Origin of the sequence: Deinococcus cellulosilyticus NBRC 106333 = KACC 11606, from assembly GCF_007990775.1 — a bacterium.
Taxonomy (GTDB): Bacteria; Deinococcota; Deinococci; order Deinococcales; family Deinococcaceae; genus Deinococcus_C; species Deinococcus_C cellulosilyticus.
Genome location: NZ_BJXB01000005.1, coordinates 1 through 16,409, shown reverse-complemented (window position 1 = coordinate 16,409; position 16,409 = coordinate 1). Strand labels below are relative to the sequence as shown.

The 16,409-nt window shown below is 57.9% G+C and carries 16 protein-coding genes; 11 read left to right on the top strand and 5 right to left on the bottom strand.

The annotated features are described in order from the left end of the window. Positions 1-12: 12 nt before the first annotated feature. From DC3_RS06600 to DC3_RS06560, 9 genes are all read left to right on the top strand, one after another. A complete protein-coding gene (locus DC3_RS06600) occupies positions 13-330 on the top strand; it encodes an ArsR/SmtB family transcription factor (protein ID WP_146883279.1) in 318 nt (105 codons plus the stop codon). A gap of 174 nt (positions 331-504) precedes the next feature. Beyond that, a complete protein-coding gene (locus DC3_RS06595; protein WP_186815890.1) occupies positions 505-3,696 on the top strand; it encodes a diguanylate cyclase in 3,192 nt (1,063 codons plus the stop codon). Between the two features lie 192 nt (positions 3,697-3,888). Continuing rightward, the gene (locus tag DC3_RS06590; RefSeq protein WP_146883275.1) at positions 3,889-4,773 is read left to right on the top strand and encodes a LysR substrate-binding domain-containing protein; all 885 of its coding nucleotides are present in this window, start codon (positions 3,889-3,891) and stop codon (positions 4,771-4,773) included. Between the two features lie 242 nt (positions 4,774-5,015). Next, the gene (locus DC3_RS06585) at positions 5,016-6,242 is read left to right on the top strand and encodes a M16 family metallopeptidase (RefSeq protein ID WP_146883269.1); all 1,227 of its coding nucleotides are present in this window, start codon (positions 5,016-5,018) and stop codon (positions 6,240-6,242) included. Further along, a complete protein-coding gene (locus DC3_RS06580; protein ID WP_146883267.1) occupies positions 6,232-7,437 on the top strand; it encodes a M16 family metallopeptidase in 1,206 nt (401 codons plus the stop codon). The genes DC3_RS06585 and DC3_RS06580 overlap by 11 nt, the downstream gene beginning before the upstream one ends. A 217-nt stretch (positions 7,438-7,654) precedes the next feature. Continuing rightward, positions 7,655-8,374 carry a metallophosphoesterase gene (locus DC3_RS06575; protein WP_146883265.1) on the top strand — a complete coding sequence of 240 codons (720 nt, stop codon included), beginning with the start codon at positions 7,655-7,657 and terminating at the stop codon, positions 8,372-8,374. Further along, entirely contained in the window at positions 8,367-9,263 is an 897-nt protein-coding gene (locus DC3_RS06570) for an MBL fold metallo-hydrolase (protein ID WP_146883263.1), read from the top strand. Before DC3_RS06575 ends, DC3_RS06570 begins: the two co-directional genes overlap by 8 nt. 195 nt (positions 9,264-9,458) lie before the next feature. Further along, positions 9,459-10,109: a metallophosphoesterase family protein gene (locus DC3_RS06565; protein WP_146883261.1), complete on the top strand. Its 651-nt coding sequence runs from the start codon at positions 9,459-9,461 to the stop codon at positions 10,107-10,109. Between the two features lie 267 nt (positions 10,110-10,376). Then, complete coding sequence (locus DC3_RS06560; protein ID WP_146883259.1) at positions 10,377-10,907, top strand: YciE/YciF ferroxidase family protein; 531 nt, start codon at positions 10,377-10,379, stop codon at positions 10,905-10,907. A gap of 300 nt (positions 10,908-11,207) precedes the next feature. On the opposite strand, the gene DC3_RS06555 is transcribed toward DC3_RS06560, so the two are convergent. Further along, positions 11,208-11,516: a hypothetical protein gene (locus DC3_RS06555; RefSeq protein ID WP_146883257.1), complete on the bottom strand. Its 309-nt coding sequence runs from the start codon at positions 11,514-11,516 to the stop codon at positions 11,208-11,210. A gap of 314 nt (positions 11,517-11,830) precedes the next feature. Next, positions 11,831-12,103 carry a hypothetical protein gene (locus tag DC3_RS06550; RefSeq protein ID WP_146883255.1) on the bottom strand — a complete coding sequence of 91 codons (273 nt, stop codon included), beginning with the start codon at positions 12,101-12,103 and terminating at the stop codon, positions 11,831-11,833. 298 nt (positions 12,104-12,401) lie between these two features. On the opposite strand from DC3_RS06550, the gene DC3_RS06545 reads away from it, so the two are divergent. Further along, on the top strand, positions 12,402-12,725 hold the full coding sequence (locus DC3_RS06545; protein WP_146883254.1) for a hypothetical protein: 324 nt from the start codon (positions 12,402-12,404) through the stop codon (positions 12,723-12,725). Positions 12,726-12,785: 60 nt separating this feature from the next. Here the strand turns inward: DC3_RS06545 and DC3_RS06540 are convergent, their stop codons facing one another. Continuing rightward, positions 12,786-13,103: a hypothetical protein gene (locus DC3_RS06540; RefSeq protein WP_146883252.1), complete on the bottom strand. Its 318-nt coding sequence runs from the start codon at positions 13,101-13,103 to the stop codon at positions 12,786-12,788. Between the two features lie 297 nt (positions 13,104-13,400). Between DC3_RS06540 and DC3_RS06535 the strand changes: the two genes are divergently transcribed. Continuing rightward, complete coding sequence (locus tag DC3_RS06535) at positions 13,401-14,180, top strand: DeoR/GlpR family DNA-binding transcription regulator (protein WP_146883250.1); 780 nt, start codon at positions 13,401-13,403, stop codon at positions 14,178-14,180. Between the two features lie 86 nt (positions 14,181-14,266). Here DC3_RS06535 and DC3_RS06530 read toward each other — a convergent pair whose 3' ends face one another. Further along, positions 14,267-15,502 carry an ROK family transcriptional regulator gene (locus DC3_RS06530; protein ID WP_186815889.1) on the bottom strand — a complete coding sequence of 412 codons (1,236 nt, stop codon included), beginning with the start codon at positions 15,500-15,502 and terminating at the stop codon, positions 14,267-14,269. 307 nt (positions 15,503-15,809) lie between these two features. Further along, on the bottom strand, positions 15,810-16,373 hold the full coding sequence (locus tag DC3_RS29940) for a DNA-3-methyladenine glycosylase I (protein ID WP_146883246.1): 564 nt from the start codon (positions 16,371-16,373) through the stop codon (positions 15,810-15,812). Between the last annotated feature and the right edge of the window lie 36 nt (positions 16,374-16,409).

Below are 16,409 nucleotides of genomic sequence, written 5' to 3'. Positions count from 1 at the left end.
TGATGAGGCACCATGGAGCAAGTCAGCAGCGTTTTTAAAGCCCTGTCCGATCCTTACCGGCTGCGCATCGTGATGTTCCTGGCCGAGCCGGACCCTGAACGCCTGAAAAGCCCCACTGGGGTGTGCAGTGCTGACCTGCAGGACCTGCTGGGCCTGTCACAGCCCACCATCAGCCACCACCTGAAACTGCTGGCCCAGGCGGGTCTGGTGGCCCCACAGCGGCAGGGGAAACTCACCTACTACCAGCTCAATGCCAGAGGGTTCAAGGATGTGCAGCGGTTTGGCAAACACTACCGCAAGCGGGCGAAAATCCAGACCAGAAGTAAATGATCTGTAACGATGCCAGAACGGAAAGAAGTCCTGTGCACCGCAGAAAAAATTGCTAGAATACCCTCAGAGGTCTGGAAAAGCACGGGGACTCCAGGGCAGTGCAGAAGCGCTCCCTCCAGGATCACCCAGGCCGCATGCCGCACGAATCAGGATCACCCAGGAGACATCACACGCATGGAACAGTACCCCTCGGAGTTTGACAGCCGACTCAGGCAGCTCCTCAACAACCAAACCAATGCGGCTGAAGCCCTCAGGTCCCGCTATCCAGAAGCCGCCAGCAACGTGGCAGCTTACGCCACCCACGTGCAGGAAGTGCTGGACCAGACGGGCCTGGCTGCCCAGGGAGGCGGTGTCTTCCAGCGTCTGGGCGAAGTGATGCTGGAACATGGTCATCTGGATGCCGCGATCCGTTATTTCACCGAAAGCCTGAAACGCAACTTCATCGGTCCAGAACCCGTCTCCTACGAGGTGGCTTTTCAGAGCCTTCACGACCTTGGGGTCAGTTACCTGCGCAAGGACCGCACGGACGTGGCGCTGGATTTCACCCAGCGTGCCCTGCAACTGGCCCAGGCCCGCAGCGACCAGTCGCGCCTCTCGGACACCAATTACCTGCTGTACCAGCTTTTCGTGAAGATGGGCAACCAGGACCGTGCCCGCAGGTACCTGGAAGCTTCAGGTCGCACCGCAGACGGGCAGCCCCCGGCACCTTCCCTGGCCACCATGACCGCCAGTCTGGATTACCACCCGATGCTGGAGGATGTGCTCAGCGAAGGGGAGCACCCGAACCTGGTGTCTCTGGTCAAGGAGAACTTCGGTCAGGCCCTCGCAGACCCACCTGCCTACATCCAGCGGAGCCTGCAGGCTCTGGAACAGCACGGTCAGGGGCAGCAGTCCATCGCCTGGCTGAACGCCCTGGGTTTCGTGATGGTGGACTCCGGTCACCCCCAGGTGGCCCAGCGGTACTTCCGTGAAAGCCTCGGGCGCAACTACCAGAAGGGTGAGCCGCAAAACTGGCAACTGGCTTTCGAGGCGTTCCGTGAACTGGGCCGGGTGTGTCTGGAACTGAAGCAGACCGAAGCTGCCCTGGAATTCACCCAGAAAGCCCTGATGCTCGCAGACCACAACGGCGTGATGCAGTACAAATCCCTGGCGCACTACCAGCTTTCGGACATCTTCGAGAGCCTCGGGAACGAGGAGAGGGCCACCTTCCACCTCGCCGAGTCGATGATGTACACGCAGCAGGCTTCGCTTCCCATGCAGCGGGAAGAAGAGCCCAGTGCCCCCAGCGTCCCCTACGATGACCGCCTGGCCGATGTGCTCCGCCATGAGGCGGCCAATCGCACTCTGGCTGCCCAGTTCGGAGAGGCCTTCCAGTCTCCCCTGGTGTTCATCGAGCATGCCCTGAAAGTGATGCAGGACAACGGCCTGCAGGACCAGGGGGCACGGTACTTCCTGACCCTCGGCATGGTGGTCGGAGAGTCCCGCGAGGACCTCGCTCCCCGCTACTACAGCGAGAGCCTGCGCCTGAACTACACCAGTGGAGCCAACCCCAAGGACTGGCCTGTGGCGCACCAGACCTTCATGTCGCTCGGGTACCTGAACCTCAAACAGAACCGCACCGATGTGGCACTGGAGTACGCACAGCGTGGCCTGTTCCTCGCCAGAGACAACAAGGACACTGCCCGCACCGCCCAGACCCACCAGCTTCTGCATGAAATCTTCAGGCAGATGGGAGACGAGAAACGCGCAGCCTACCACCTGTCGGAAATTGACCGGGTGAACCAGGATGCAGGTGCAGCCCCCAAAACCAAGGCCACCCCGCGCTTTGACCGCCGCCTGGAGAACCTGCTGCAAGGCCAGACCAAGGCCTTAGATGCCCTGCAGTCTGCCTATGCAGATGCCGTGCCCAACCCCATGCGCTACAGCGAGCACCTGATCCGCACCCTGCACGACAACGGTCTGGATGCCTACACCGCAGAGGCCCTGAGCATTCTGGGTTCCGCCCTCGCGGACCTGCAGCACTACGATTCCTCCACCCGCTATTACAGCGAGAGCCTGCGCCTGAACTACAACGGTCAGGCCAACCCGCAAGTGTGGGAAGCCGCCTACAGTGCCTTCATGGGTCTGGGCCGCGTGCACATCAACAAAAAACGTGCCGATGTGGCGCTGGAATACACCCAGCGTGCCCTGTACCTTGCCCGCGACCAGAAAAACGAGGACTTCACCTCGCAGGCCCACCTGCAACTGAGCATGGTCTTCGAGCTGATGGGCGACAGCAACCGGGCCAAACAGCAGCTTGAACTGTCCCAGACCATCTCCTTCGATGAAAGTGGAGCTGCCCCTGCACAGACCCCCACCAGTGCCCCTGCAGCCAGCACCGCAACACCTGCTGCTTCCGCACCTGCCAGTGACCTCGAAGCCCTGCAGGAGCAGCTTGAAAAAGCCCAGCGTCAGGTCAGCGACGCCGAATACCGCATCAAACTGCTGCTGCAGTCCCTGCCTCTGGCGGTGGTCGCCACCGACAATGAAGGCAACATTGCCTACTGGAACCGTGAAGCTGAGCGCATCACCGGAATGCCCGCCTCCATGACCATGGGGCACCCCCCACGCACCGAACTGCCCGGTCCACGCAATGTGGAGCGCAGCGAAGTCAACATCAAGAACTTCTCCAACGAAAATGTCTCGCTGGAATGGTCGGATGCCAGCAGCAAACTTCCCATCTCCGGCTGGTCCCAGTGGGGTTACGCCAGACTGCAGGACTCCAGCCTGGCGCAGATCGAGACTCTGCAGGACAAGGTCAAGCAGCTTGAAACCCGCAACAAGGAACTCGAGGCCCGTTCCCGCCAGGAAGTCACCGACGTGCGCGGCCAGATCGACGCCAACACCCGCGACGCCATGACCAGCCTGTACAACCGCCGCTACATCGACCAGCAGCTTCCCTTCCTGATCGAGAAGTCCCAGCGGACCAACACCTACCTGAGCCTCGCGGCCTTCGACATTGACAACCTGCGCACCATCAACGAGAGCTACTCCTACGAGATCGGGGATGATGTGATCAAGGCCTTCACCAACATCCTCAAGGAAGAAATCGGCCCGGCGGCGATCCTGGCCCGTTACGGCAGTGAGGAACTCGTGGCGGTCATGCTGAACACCGTGGACCTCGCGGCCTACCAGACCTGCGAGAAGGTGCGCAATGCCGTGGAAGCCTATGACTGGACCAGCATCGCCCCCAACCTGGTGGTGACGGTCAGCGCAGGCATCTCCTGCACCGCCCAGACCGACGAACCCGAGAACCTGCTGCGCCTCGCCATGGAAGCCATGCGGGACGCCAAGAGCACCGGGAAGAACAAAGTGGTGATCTCCTGAAATGGGAGATCAGGCAGGCTGCACGGCCATGCCGTCAGATGAAGTTCACAGTTTACAGTAGACAGCGAAATTCAGAGAAGCCAGAGCCGTTCTGGCTTCTTTTTTAATGCAAAGACCCTCCACTCACCACTGTGAACTGTAAACCCTCCATTTCCCACACAACACCCGTCCATCTCGGTCTAGCATGTTCCCATGCTTGATCGCCTGAAGCTGCAACACCTGCGTTACTTCATTGCCGTTGCAGAAGAACTGCATTTTTCCAGGGCTGCCCAGAAGGTCGCCCTGAGCGAGTGGGACCTCAGTGAACAGGTCCGTACCCTTGAGGAGATGCTCGGGGTGAGCTTGCTGGTCCGCAACCCCCACCAGATGGAGCTCACCCCTGCCGGGGACCTGCTGCTGCGCGGAGCAAGCCAGCTCATGAAAGACACCCTGCAGCTGTTCCAGCAGGTGCAGGAGGTGGGAGAGGCCATGCAGGAACAGGTCCGACTGGGGTACCATGCACCAGAGATGGAGCCTTTTCTGTCTCCTTTGCTGGCGATGCTGCTGACCCAGTCCGGGCAGAACCTCTCTCGCACCAGCCTTCCTGAACAGGACTTGCGAGAAGCCCTTCTGAACAGGGAGATTGATGTGGCCGTCGGGCTCCTGACCCAGTTGCAGGATGACACCCTGGCCTGCCAGACCCTCAAAACAGGTCACTGGGTGGTGGTCCTTCCAGAAACCCATGCTCTGGCCTCTGAAGCCACCGTGCCCCCCCAGAGCCTGCGCAGTGAACCTCTCCTGCTGCTGGCACAACCAGCATCTGCACCCCATCCTGCACTGGAAGCTTTACACGGTCTGGGCATCCATCCTGAAATCGCCTATGAACCCAGCCAGGCTGAGACTGCAGAGGCCATGGTGGAACAGGGAACCGGTCTGTGGCTCACCTCCTCGTTCATGGTGGAGAATCTGCCACCAGGACTCACGACCCGCCCCATCCCTGATCTGGGAGAACTGGAACTGGGTGTGGCCTGCCGAACAGAGGAAGAAGGGCCTGCCCAGATTGCAGGGTTGCTGGTGAGGCTCACAGGCAGAAGCTGAGCGGTCAGCGATCAGCCATCAGCCAAAGCTCACCTTGTGCTTTCGCAGCAGAACACCAGAAGGTTTGAACTGTATTGAAAAGCATCCGTCTCTTTGCTTCGATGAAAGCAGGCATGTGCATTGATGCTGAAAGCTGACAGCCACCGAAAGAGCACTCTCATCTCAGGCGCTCTGGTCTCCCCCACCCAACTGTGCCCCCCCAACTGTGAACTGTGAACTGTAAACTGTAAACTTGAAAGTCAGTGAATGGCATTCATACCCACAGGTTCAACAATGGTTTTCGACTTGCTCTGGAAGAGCGTTCCACCCTCGGCGTAAGCCTGGAATTGCACCTGCCTTTTGGCAGCGCCCTGGACCCGGAAGGCAAAGCGGGCCTCAGTGCCCTGGTGGCCGAGTGGATTTTTCGGGGGGCAGGCCCTTACTCTGCCCAGGACCTCCTCAACCGCCTGGATGACCTGTCCACCGGACGCGGCAGTGGTGGAGTGAGCAGCGAGCACATGCCGTTCAAGACCTCCTGCCTGCCCGAGCACCTTGAGGCGGTGCTGCACCTGCTGGGTGTGGTTCTGCGCGAACCGCAGCTGCAGGCCAGTGAACTGCGCAGCCTGAAAGCCCTGGCCCTGGCGGATCTGGAGACCATGCAGGACTCTCCTGCAGACCAGGCCCAGCTGCTCTTCCGGGAAGCCCTGCTCGGGAAAGGCTACGGGCATTACGCCAGTGGCACCCCGGAAAGCCTCAAAAGCATCCGCCATCGGGATGCTGTCAAACATGCAGGTCGCCTGTCTCTGGAAGGGGCGGTGCTGACGGTGGTGGGGCCTCTGGACTGGGAAAGGCTGCTGGACACCGTGAATTCCATCTTTGGGGACTGGCAGGCAGCTGCTCCTGAATTTCCCACAGCCCACCTGAATCCCCCTTTTCAAATGCACCAGCCCAGCCCCACCCAGCAAACCCACATTCTGCTGGCCCACCCGGCGTTCAGACCCAGTGATCCCGAATGGTACGCCTTCATGCTGGCCGTGAATGTGCTCTCGGGAGGTTCCTCCAGCCGCCTCTTTGACGAGGTGCGTGAAAAACGGGGACTGGTGTACGGGGTGCATGCGGGCATTCAGGTGATCCGGGATGTGGCCTACCTGCAGACCTACGCTTCGAGTTCGCCTGGGAAAGCCCGGGAAACCCTGCAGGTGACCCTGGAGGTCATCGCTGGCCTGAAGAACGGCATTTCCGCAGCAGAACTGCAGCACGCCCGCACCGGGGTCCTGAGCGACCTGATCATGAGCGGCGAGAACTCCCGTTCCCGTGCTGCCCAGATGGCCCGTGACCTGTGGCGTCTGGGGCATGTGCGCTCACTGAAAGAGATCCAGCAGTGCGTGGAAAAAGTCACCCTTGAGCAGGTGCAGGCCACGCTGGAAGGCTGGACCCCGGAACTTCTGGGGCTTTTCACCCTCGGACAGGAGGCCCTGCATGTTTCTTGAAACCACCCTGCCAAACGGCCTGAAAGTCATCGGAGAGAAAAATCCAGAAGCCCTCAGTGTGGCAATGGGCTTCCTGGCCCGTGCAGGCTCCAGAGATGAACCCCTCGAACTGAACGGGGTGTCTCACTTTCTGGAGCACATGCTCTTCAAGGGCTCCGAGACAATGAGCGCCCAGCAGATCAACCACCAGTTCGATGCGCTGGGGGCAAACTACAACGCTTTCACCAGCGAAGAAGTGACGGTGTACCACGCGGCAGTGCTGAAAGAGCACTCCAGTGCCCTGCAGCACCTCCTCACCGAACTGCTGAAACCCGCATTCCGACCTGAGGATTTCGAGGTGGAAAAACAGGTGATTCTGGAAGAAATCCAGATGTACCAGGATGACCCCATCACCCGCCTGTTTGATGCTGCCAGAGAACATTTCTGGGGGGCACATCCCCTGGGCCGCAGCGTGCTGGGCACCCCGGAGACCGTGGGCAACCTGCAGGTGGACGCCATGCGGGAGTACTTCCAGACCCTGTACGCCCCCAACAACCTGATTTTTGCCGTGACCGGAGCGTTCGACTGGGATCAGGTGGTGTCACAGCTTGCAGATGAAACCGCACGCTGGACCCCCCGCGAGGTGCACCGCAAATACCCGGAGTTCAAACCCACTTTTGAAACAAAAACCCTCAGGGAAAAACAGCTGAACCGCACCAGCATGGCCCTGATGGGATGCGGCCTCGCGGCCACCCATGAAAAACGCATCCCCATGAATGTGCTTGCAGAGTTGCTGGGAGGGGAAAACAGCCGACTGCACTGGGCCCTGGTGCATGTCGGTCTGGCCGACGAGGCCACCTTCAGCCATGTGGATGGAGACGGCATCGGCTACCTCGAAGCCTTCATCTCGACCCACCCCAGAAAAGCGAAAGAAGCCCTTCAGGTGTTCCGCAAAGTGATTGAAGAAGCCCGCGAAAACCTCAGTGAGGCCGAGCTTTCCCGTGCCCGCAACAAACTGGCCCTGCAGTCCGCCCTGCGCTTCGAGACCCCCTACAACCGCCTGTTCCACCTGGGTCTGGAACACCTCTACACCGGGCATTACCTGAGCACCGAGGAGGCCGTGCAGGCCATCCAGAAGGTCACCCTGGAGGAGGTGCAGGACCTCTTGAGGTCCAGCCTCTTTGACCAGTTCAGCCTGACCGTGCAGGGGCCATAAGGTCAACCTTTCTGCCAACAGGGCGTAGCACGCCTCTTGTGCCCAATGCGCAAAACACCATCCATGTTTTGCTGGCACGCTACGCCCCTACATCTGCCTTCTGCCTTCTGCCTTCTGCCTTCTGCCTTCTGCCTTCTGCCCATTGCAGCGATCATGACTGGAATCAGGGAGGTCCGGGGCGTATGATTGACTCCAAACCATCCGATCAGGAGTCATCATGCACAGAGACAAGATTCTGGTCGTTCCTGACCTTCATGGCAACCTGCATCACCTGAAGTGGGTGGTCGAAACTTTTCCAGAGCACCATTATGTTTTTCTGGGAGACCTGATGGATCGGGGGCCGGATTCTGCCAGTGTGGTGCAGAAGGTGCGGGCCCTCGTGGATTTTCGCCGGGCCGAGTTGTGCATGGGCAACCATGAGGACCTCGCCATCAAAGGCATCCTGGACGGCAGCACCGAGGTCTTTTACATCTGGATTGCCAATGGTGGGCTGTCCACCCTGCGCAGTTATGGCCTGCAACGCGAAAAGGATTTCCGGGGCACAGAACTTGAAGACGACCTGGAATGGATTCGTGAAAATGCGCTGGATTACACGGTGCACCACCACGCCCTGATCGCCCATGCCGCCAGACCCCGTTTTGGCACCACCCCGGAGGGCAAAAACCAGATCATCGGGGACCACCACATCTGGGACAGACCGACCCTGCACGAGCTGCAACCCCTTCCAGACAATGTGTTCTACAGTGTGCACGGGCACACACCCTTTTCCCATCCGATCCTTCTGGAAGATGATGCGTATTTTCTGGACCTCGGGGGCTTCCACAGCGACCGTTTTGTGGTGATGGAGTTGCCTTCCCGCGAGATTCACCCGTACCACCGGGACATGCAGGTGCAGCGCATGACCGCACGAGAACTCATGGAGGACCGTTATGCCTGACCTGATCACCCTGGAGCCCGGCATCCATTATTTTCCGGGTGGCGTCAACATCGGGATCATCGAGGACGTTTATGGCAAGTGCCTGATCATTGACACCGGACTGGACAGCGACCATGCCAGAAAACTGCTGAAGGCCCTGCAGAGCTGGGACCTGACTCCGGCAGCCATTCTGAACACCCATTCCCATGCGGACCATTACGGCGGGAACCACCTGATCCTGCAGAGGCACCCGGAAATTGAGGTTTTTGCCCCTCCGCTGGAATCGGCGATCATCCAGCATCCGATTCTGGAACCGCTGTACCTGTTCGGAGCACGGCCCATCAAGGAACTGCAGGGCAAATTTCTGATGGGCAAGGCCAGTCCTGCCGTGTCCATTCCTCAGACGGGCCTCACCCAGATTGCCGGAATTCCGCTGGAACTCATCTCCGTGCCGGGCCACGCCTGCGAGATGTATGCGGTCAGGATGGGGAGTGTGCTGTTTGCTGCAGATGCCCTGTTCGGTGAGGAGGTGCTGCAGAAGCACCCGCTGACCTACTGCGTGGATTCAAAAGCACAGAAGGACAGTGTGCGCACCCTTAAAGGGCTGGAAGGCATCGAAATCACCCTTCCCGGTCATGGCAACCCCAGCCGTGACCTTCAGCACCTGTGTGAAATGAACCTGCAGAGCTTCCAGAGCACCACGGACGCTGTGTTGCAGTCACTGGAACAGCCCTCCACCATCGATGAGGTGTTGCAGCACACCTGCACCCTCCTGGGCATCCACATGCACAATCCTGCCTCTGTGCTGCTGAACCGCAGTGTGGTCAGTGCCCACCTCGCAGAACTGCTGGAAGCCGGACAGGTGAAACAGGAGGTGCGGGAGAACCGCTGGGAGTTCAGCCGGGTTTAGACCGATGCCAGGGGCCGAGGGCATCAAGACCTGATCTGACTGAATCTCGAAAACCCTTGCTCTGGCTTCTCAAGCTCTACCCTTCAGCTGAAGCATCCGCTTCTATTGCCCTCGGCCCTCGGCTCTGCGCCCTCGGCATTTGTTTAAAGCATCACCACCTCGCCCCCGTGGAAGCGCTTATAATACCTCGAACACATGAAGCGGATTTTGTTGCTGGCGGACCATGTCCATCCTTTTGTCTACCGGGAAGGGTTTCCCCAGGGCATGCCCGAGGTGGATCTGGTGCTGGCCGCAGGTGATCTTCCCGCCTATTACCTGGAATTTCTGGCCTCCACACTGCCTGTGCCCGTGCTGTACATTCCAGGAAACCACCGGGATGAGTTCACCCTCAACGACCAGCACGAACTGGTGCCCCCCGGAGGGGTGGAGAACGTGCATGGTCGGGTGGTGGAGGTGGCAGGCCTCACCATTGCAGGCTGGGGTGGAGTGCCCCGGTACCGGGAAAGCGATCACGGCCATTACACCCCCTGGCAGGCGAAAGTGGGCATGTGGCGTCTGGGCATGCAGATGAAAATGAAACGCATCCGCAAACTCGACATCTTCCTGACCCATGCTCCCCCCCTCGGAGAGCATGCAGGCTCGGATTACGCCCACCGGGGATGCCCGGACCTGACGCACTTCATGCACCAGCATCAGCCCAGATACATGGTGCACGGCCACATCCACGAGTATGAAGGCAAAAAAATCCAGTATCAGGATGGTCCCACGCAGGTGATCAATGCTTATGGGTACCGGATTCTGGAAGTTGAAGATGCAAAAACCATCCAGAATGAAGCCCTGGCGTAAACATGTGGGATGCATGTTCGTCTGATCAAGATTCGATCAAGGTTTGAGGGAAGCTTTGTAGCAAACCACGACAACTCTGGTTAAAGGTCAACTTAAGATGGTTCTGGCAGTGAAAAGCAGACGTTCAACAGCAGATGTCTTTTCACTCAAGCGGTTTTTTCTGCGGACCTGCCCCTTTTACACCACACTTTCTTTTTCAATTGCTCTGGCCCATGCAGCATGTCGGCTGCAGGAAAAACACGTCATCCCATTCCAGGAGGTATGAAGATGAGCTTTAACCAGAATGGTAAAGGACTGCACTCTCAATCACAGGGTTTTGAAAAGGCTTTTCTGGATCAACTTCAGGACGTTTATGATGCTGAAACCCAGCTGCTGACCGCCCTGCCCAAAATGCAGCAGGCCGCCACTTCCCAGGAACTGAAGCAACTGTTCCAGCAGCACCTCGAACAGACCCGCCAGCAGAAAGAGCGTCTGGAACAGGTGTTCCAGGCCATCGGTCAGCCTGCCCAGGCCAAGACCTGCCCTGCCATGCGCGGTCTGATCAAAGAAGCTGAAGAGATCATCCAGGAAGAAGGCAGAGACCCCGAAGTGCTCGATGCGGCCCTGATTGGCGCTGCACAGAAGGTGGAGCACTACGAGATTGCCACTTACGGCACCCTGCGCACCTGGGCTGAAGTGCTCGGTCACCAGGAGGCAGTCGCTTCTCTGGAGGCCACCCTCAGCGAAGAGAAACAGGCCGACCAGTTGCTGACCAGCGCAGCAGAATCCAACATCAACCGTCGCGCAGCCAACAGCTGATCTGAGCACTGGACTGTGAATTCAGAAAAGAACCTGCAAATGCAGGTTCTTTTCCTGTGGACGTTCACCTGTAGAAGAAATGAAATGGGCGTGATGTCTTCATGGTAAAACCCTGAAAGTTCCGACATGCAACTGGCACGTTCAACTCATGCCGCAGCGTTACACTGAAGTCAGCTTTTCCCCCACTCCCGAAGCGTCAACAGGGTGCACGCTCCGGGAGTTTTCTGTTGCCTGTTGCAAACATTCCATTGCAAAACTGGCCTCCTGATGGAAGGCCAGTTTTGATTTTAAGGATTGAGGTTACCCCACCATGGGCGGGGCAAAGAACTTGTTGATCAGGTCGGAATTGTGGGCCTGCAGTGCGGCCAGCAGGTTCTGACACCGTTTCTCGAAGGCACGGGCAGCTTCCAGAATCACCACCAGTTTCAGAACACCACTGTTTTCCCGACGCAGATACACATAGCTGATTTCGGAGGAGGGGCCCGAGACCACCCTGTCGATGTCGCGGACCCTCAGGGTTTCGACCCCTCCACCGCTGATGATCACCAGGATGAAGTCTCTGAGGTTCTCGTCCAGGCTGTCCGGTTGCACATTGCTGTTCTGTTTCATGGACCCCACCACCCTGTGCCCCTCTTGCCGTCTTTCCTGCAGGGAAACCAGGACAGCAAGGCTGACTTTACTGTAGTCAGTGGGTCTGAGGCCGCACTGAGAGCGCCATCTCACAAATGAAATGAAGGGTTAGGATTCCCTTCATTAAGGTGAAGCCGTTCAAAAACCGATTTGCTGGACGGGGCTCCTGAAATGTCAGGATTTCTTACCATTCAACTTCAGCCATTCACACCAAAAGGCACAGGAGGCCTCTGCTAAGGTGAAAGCAAGCTTTACAGCTTCCCCCGAGTTCTGGAGAATCTCTCGGGGGTTTTTCAGGCTTCGGGCAGAGATTTCTTGGGTGTCGAACGGCGAGAAAGCAGAACTTTGCAGCCCAGGAAGGCACCCATCAGGCCACTGGCCGTCAACCCCACCAGTGCACCGGTCCACAACATCGACATCAGGGTTCTGAAGGTCAGTTCGGTGATGTTCATGCTGGTGCGGTTCAGCATCTCGCTGGTCACATCCAGCGGGAAGGCCATGATCCACAGGGCCCGCACCGTGACACCGAGCAGGAAGGACACCAGAAAAACCACGAGCAGTTTCATGGCTTGATTGTGCCAGTTGAAGCTGACGAAGGTCACCCGATGCCCTTTAGCAAGCTTTAAATTGAACCTCAATTTGAATTCAGATGACCGAGTCGCTGGAAATCCATCGCACAGAATTGTAAGCATTGTGATGGTTCAAAATCTCTGGAGACATCCAAGCAATCTGGTTTCTTTGATGAAGACAAAGGACATTGCTTCTTAGAAATCCCCAAAATAACTCATCAGGACATTTTATATCCTGAGATCAGGCTTCTTTTTCGGAGCCTTCCGCTCGATTTCAATTCTTAAAGGAGTTCAAATGACCACCCAGAATTCACAACAACCCACCGAGCAGAAAGAACTGCAGCAACCCACCGAACTGACCGTTCAGTTTGAAAAGGTGGAACTCGAACTGATCACCCATGTTGCTGAAAGACAGGGCCTGACTGTGGCAGCCATTGTCCGGGAACTTGCCATTGATGAGCTCAGGGACCGCATTAAAAATGGTCGACTGCCTGTCACCGAAGACTTTCCGGCGCACCTCAAACAAACCGCCCAGATTCTGGGGGCCACCCAGACGGATCTGGCCCACAACATGATGCACGAACCCAACCGCCAGAAAACCGACATTCCCAATGAGTAAGTCACACGTAAAGGGCCTGACAGATGTCAGGCCCTTTACGCTTGCAGGTTCAGATCCTGCTCACTGAATTTTCTGTTCATTGCCTTTCAGTTCTTCCTGAATCAGGAAGCCTGCCCGCTCAAAGTCCCGAAGGCCACGCTCGAAAGGTTCGCTGTCCCATCCTGCGCCCAGAGGACGGTACAGGTCCACCTGCACATCGTCCTGATCGCAGTGAAACACTGCACGCACCCGTCTGCTGCCATCCTCGGTGCCCAGCACGAAGCCATCGGAACCCGGGGTTTCGGGGTTCAACTGCAGGTCACTGTTTTTGAACCGGTCTTCAATGCTCTGCTGGAAGTGTTGTTTTGCAGTGATGATCTTTTGTTCCTGTGCGTCCATGTTCATCCTCCTGTAGGGGAATTTTAGGTTCCACACGGGAAATCACCGCAACAATCTTTACAGAAGCGGTTCCAGGTAAACACGACCCAGTCCAAACGTAAAGGGACACCACCACAGATCTGTGACCGAAACCTCCATTTTCGCTTATGATGGAGTTACCTCTGTTCTCCGGGTCCACACTGTGTTCTGGTTCTTGTGGTCCCCTCCTGGCTGAATCGAGCCACCCCGCAATCCACCTTCGCGGCCTGGCCTGCGCTCTGGTCCGTCGAATTCAAACCCAACGTGTAAGGAGTTCTCGTGAGCAAACTCAGCACCCAACAACGGCATGCTCTGATTCTGGATGTGGTGACACGCAAGGGAGAATGCCGACTGGAAGAGCTCAGTCAGCTGGTGCAGGTGTCCATCGCCACCATGCGCCGCGACATCGCCACCCTGGAGTCGCGCGGTCTGGTGGAACGCACCTGGGGCGGTGTGTGTGTGGCCACACCCGTCAAATACCTGCCGTCTTTCCTGGACTCCTCCAAAAAGCACGCTGCCGAAAAACGCGCGATTGCCGCCGTTGCTGCCAGTCTGGTGCAACCCGGCATGGTGATCGGGCTCTCCGGAGGCTCCAGTTGCACCGAACTGGCCCGCTGGCTGCGCGGCAAGAAAATCACCGTGGTCACCAACGCCCTGAACGTCGCGATGGAACTCTACAGCCACGGCCACACCAAGGTGATCGTCGCAGGCGGACAGCTCAACATGTACTCCTACGAACTCGTCGGAGACAACGTGCGCCAGACCCTGCAGGAACACCGCCTGGATCTGGCCTTCCTGGGCTGCACTGGCATCACCCCCGAGTTTGGTTTCTCCATGCGAGACGAGCCTGAGGCCATTGCTGCACGGGTGGTCTGTCACGCTGCAGAACGCTGTTATGTGCTCGCAGACCACAGCAAAGTGGGCAGGCACACCCTCACCCGCTTTGCCACGGTGCGTCAGGTCACCGCCCTGATCACCGACGATGGGGTGCCCGAACAGCAACGGGTGGCGCTGGAAAACGCAGGGCTGAAGGTGCTGGTGGCACCGGGGCTGGGGTAAATCCCCCTGGCCTCAGCAACCCCAGACAACCAAAAATCCCCCTTTCGTCAAGGGGGACAGTGCAAGCAAAGCGAGCAAAGGGGGATCTAAACCTCAGTCAACAGCGGTTGCTTCGCGACCTCGTAAAGGTGTTTGAGACCGTTGGGGTCAAACAGTTCGTACAGGGCCAGAACCCCTGCACCGTACAGGGAGGTGCGGGTGTTGAAACGGGTGAGGCGCACGTTGGTCTGTTCTCTGTTGATGAGCATGGTGCGCTGTTCCAGCATCTGCTTGAGGGGGTCGAGCAGCACGCCTTCGGCCAGACACAGGTCCCCCCCGAGGATCACTTCGCTGGGGCTGAAGAGGTTCACCACATTGGCGATGGCGATCCCGAGGTGGCGTCCGGCGTCTTCGACAATGCGGGTGGCGAGTTCATCCCCATCTTTTGCCGCCAGAGCCAGTTGCTGCAGGGTGCTGTCTGCACGCAGGCACGTTTGAGGGTACTGGGGAAGCAGTTCCAGCATGCGTTTGAGCAGCATGGCTCCTGAAACGTAGCTCTCCAGGCTGCCGGGGTAACCGCTGGGTCCCACCGGGCCGTTTTCGTTGATGCTGGTGTGCCCGATTTCTCCGGCCCCTCCAGAAACGCCCCTGTAGATCTTGCCGTCAATCAGAATGCCTGCCCCGATGCCGGTGGCACATTTGAGGTAGATCAGGTGCTGATCGCTGAGCCCACTGAAGTGCAGTTCTGCAAGGGCCCCAAGGTTGGCGTCGTTGTCCACGAAGGTGGGAATGCCAAAACGCCTGGAGATGGCTGAAGCCACCTGTTCCTCGTTCCAGGAGGGAAGGTTCGGGGGCTGGATGACCTGTCCGGTTTTGTAGTTCACCGGGCCAGCGATGGACACCCCGATCATGGCGATGCGGGGCACTTTGCCGGGGTGTTTCTTTTTGAAGCCCTGGATCACCTGGTCGAGTTCATCGTAGGTGTCTTCAGGGGTGTATTCGCGGTGGTGTTCGCAGGTGGTTTCTTCGATGATGTTGCAGCGCAGGTCGAGCAGGGCCACCCCAAGGTGGCGTTTGCCGATGTCCACGGCGAGCAGGTAAGCGGCATTTTCGTTGAGCCGCAGGATGGTGGGTTTGCGTCCCCCCAGGGAGGCCCCGAGGCCGAGTTCCAGCACCAGGTTCACGTCGAGCAGTTCAGAGACGATGCTGGAGATGGCACTTCTGGACAGTCCGATGCGGCGGGAGAGTTCCGCCCGGGAGATGTCCTCGTACCAGAGTTTGCGCAGCAGAATGAGGGTATGCTGCATCCGAATGGCATTCAGGTCTAGGGTTTCTGACCGCATGGTACGCACTCCTGTAGGGGTAGGTATTCTTGAGTTTAGCATTTTGTTTGTTTGAAAAACAAACAACCGTGGGTGGCGCTCCTGTGCTCAAAAAGCACCTCACGCACCCAACCCCTAAAGCTCCCGTTCCCTCCATAGTACAGGGTTTTTCTTTCACCATTCTGAAAAGAACACACAGGGCTCTCATCATGGAGCTTTGCTGTGTCCAGAAGATTCAGCAACAGGAGCAGGATTTCTCCCGGAATTTTTGGGAAACAGGTTTCAAAACCTGAATTCCGCAAACATCATCCACCAGAACCAAAAGCTTTTACAAGCCAGCTGTCCAGGGAGGCGAAAGCTCCAGAACCTTTCCGTAAACCGGGCAGTCCGGGTGGTGCGCCCCAGGAAGGTATCCAGTGCTCATCAGGAATTCCCCCACAATCTCCCCTCCCGTGAACCTGAATGTGCCTTTGAAAAGCCTGACCCATTCAGCCTTTGACCTGGGATGGTGATGGTCCAGCCATGCCCTGAAAGACCCGTGTTCCTGCTGCAAAACCAGGATGCGTCTGGCATTCTCAATGGTGGCCTCGATTTTCAGACGGTTTCGGATGATTCCCGCATCTTTCATCAGGCGCTCCACATCCTCTGCTGTGTAAGCAGCAACGGTGGGCAGATCGAAACCATCGAAAGCCACCCGAAAATGGTCCTTTTTCTTCAGGATGGTGCTCCAGGACAGTCCAGCCTGGTTGATCTCCAGAACCAGACGCTCAAAAAGCAGGTGATCCTCCAGCAGGGGGAACCCATACTCGGTGTCGTGGTACAGGGTGTGCATCGGGTCCAGTTTTCCTGCACGCACGGCATGGCAGTAGGAGGCGGTGGTGGGCTCGGTCATGGGGATATTTTAAAGGCCGAGAGCCAAGAGCCGAGA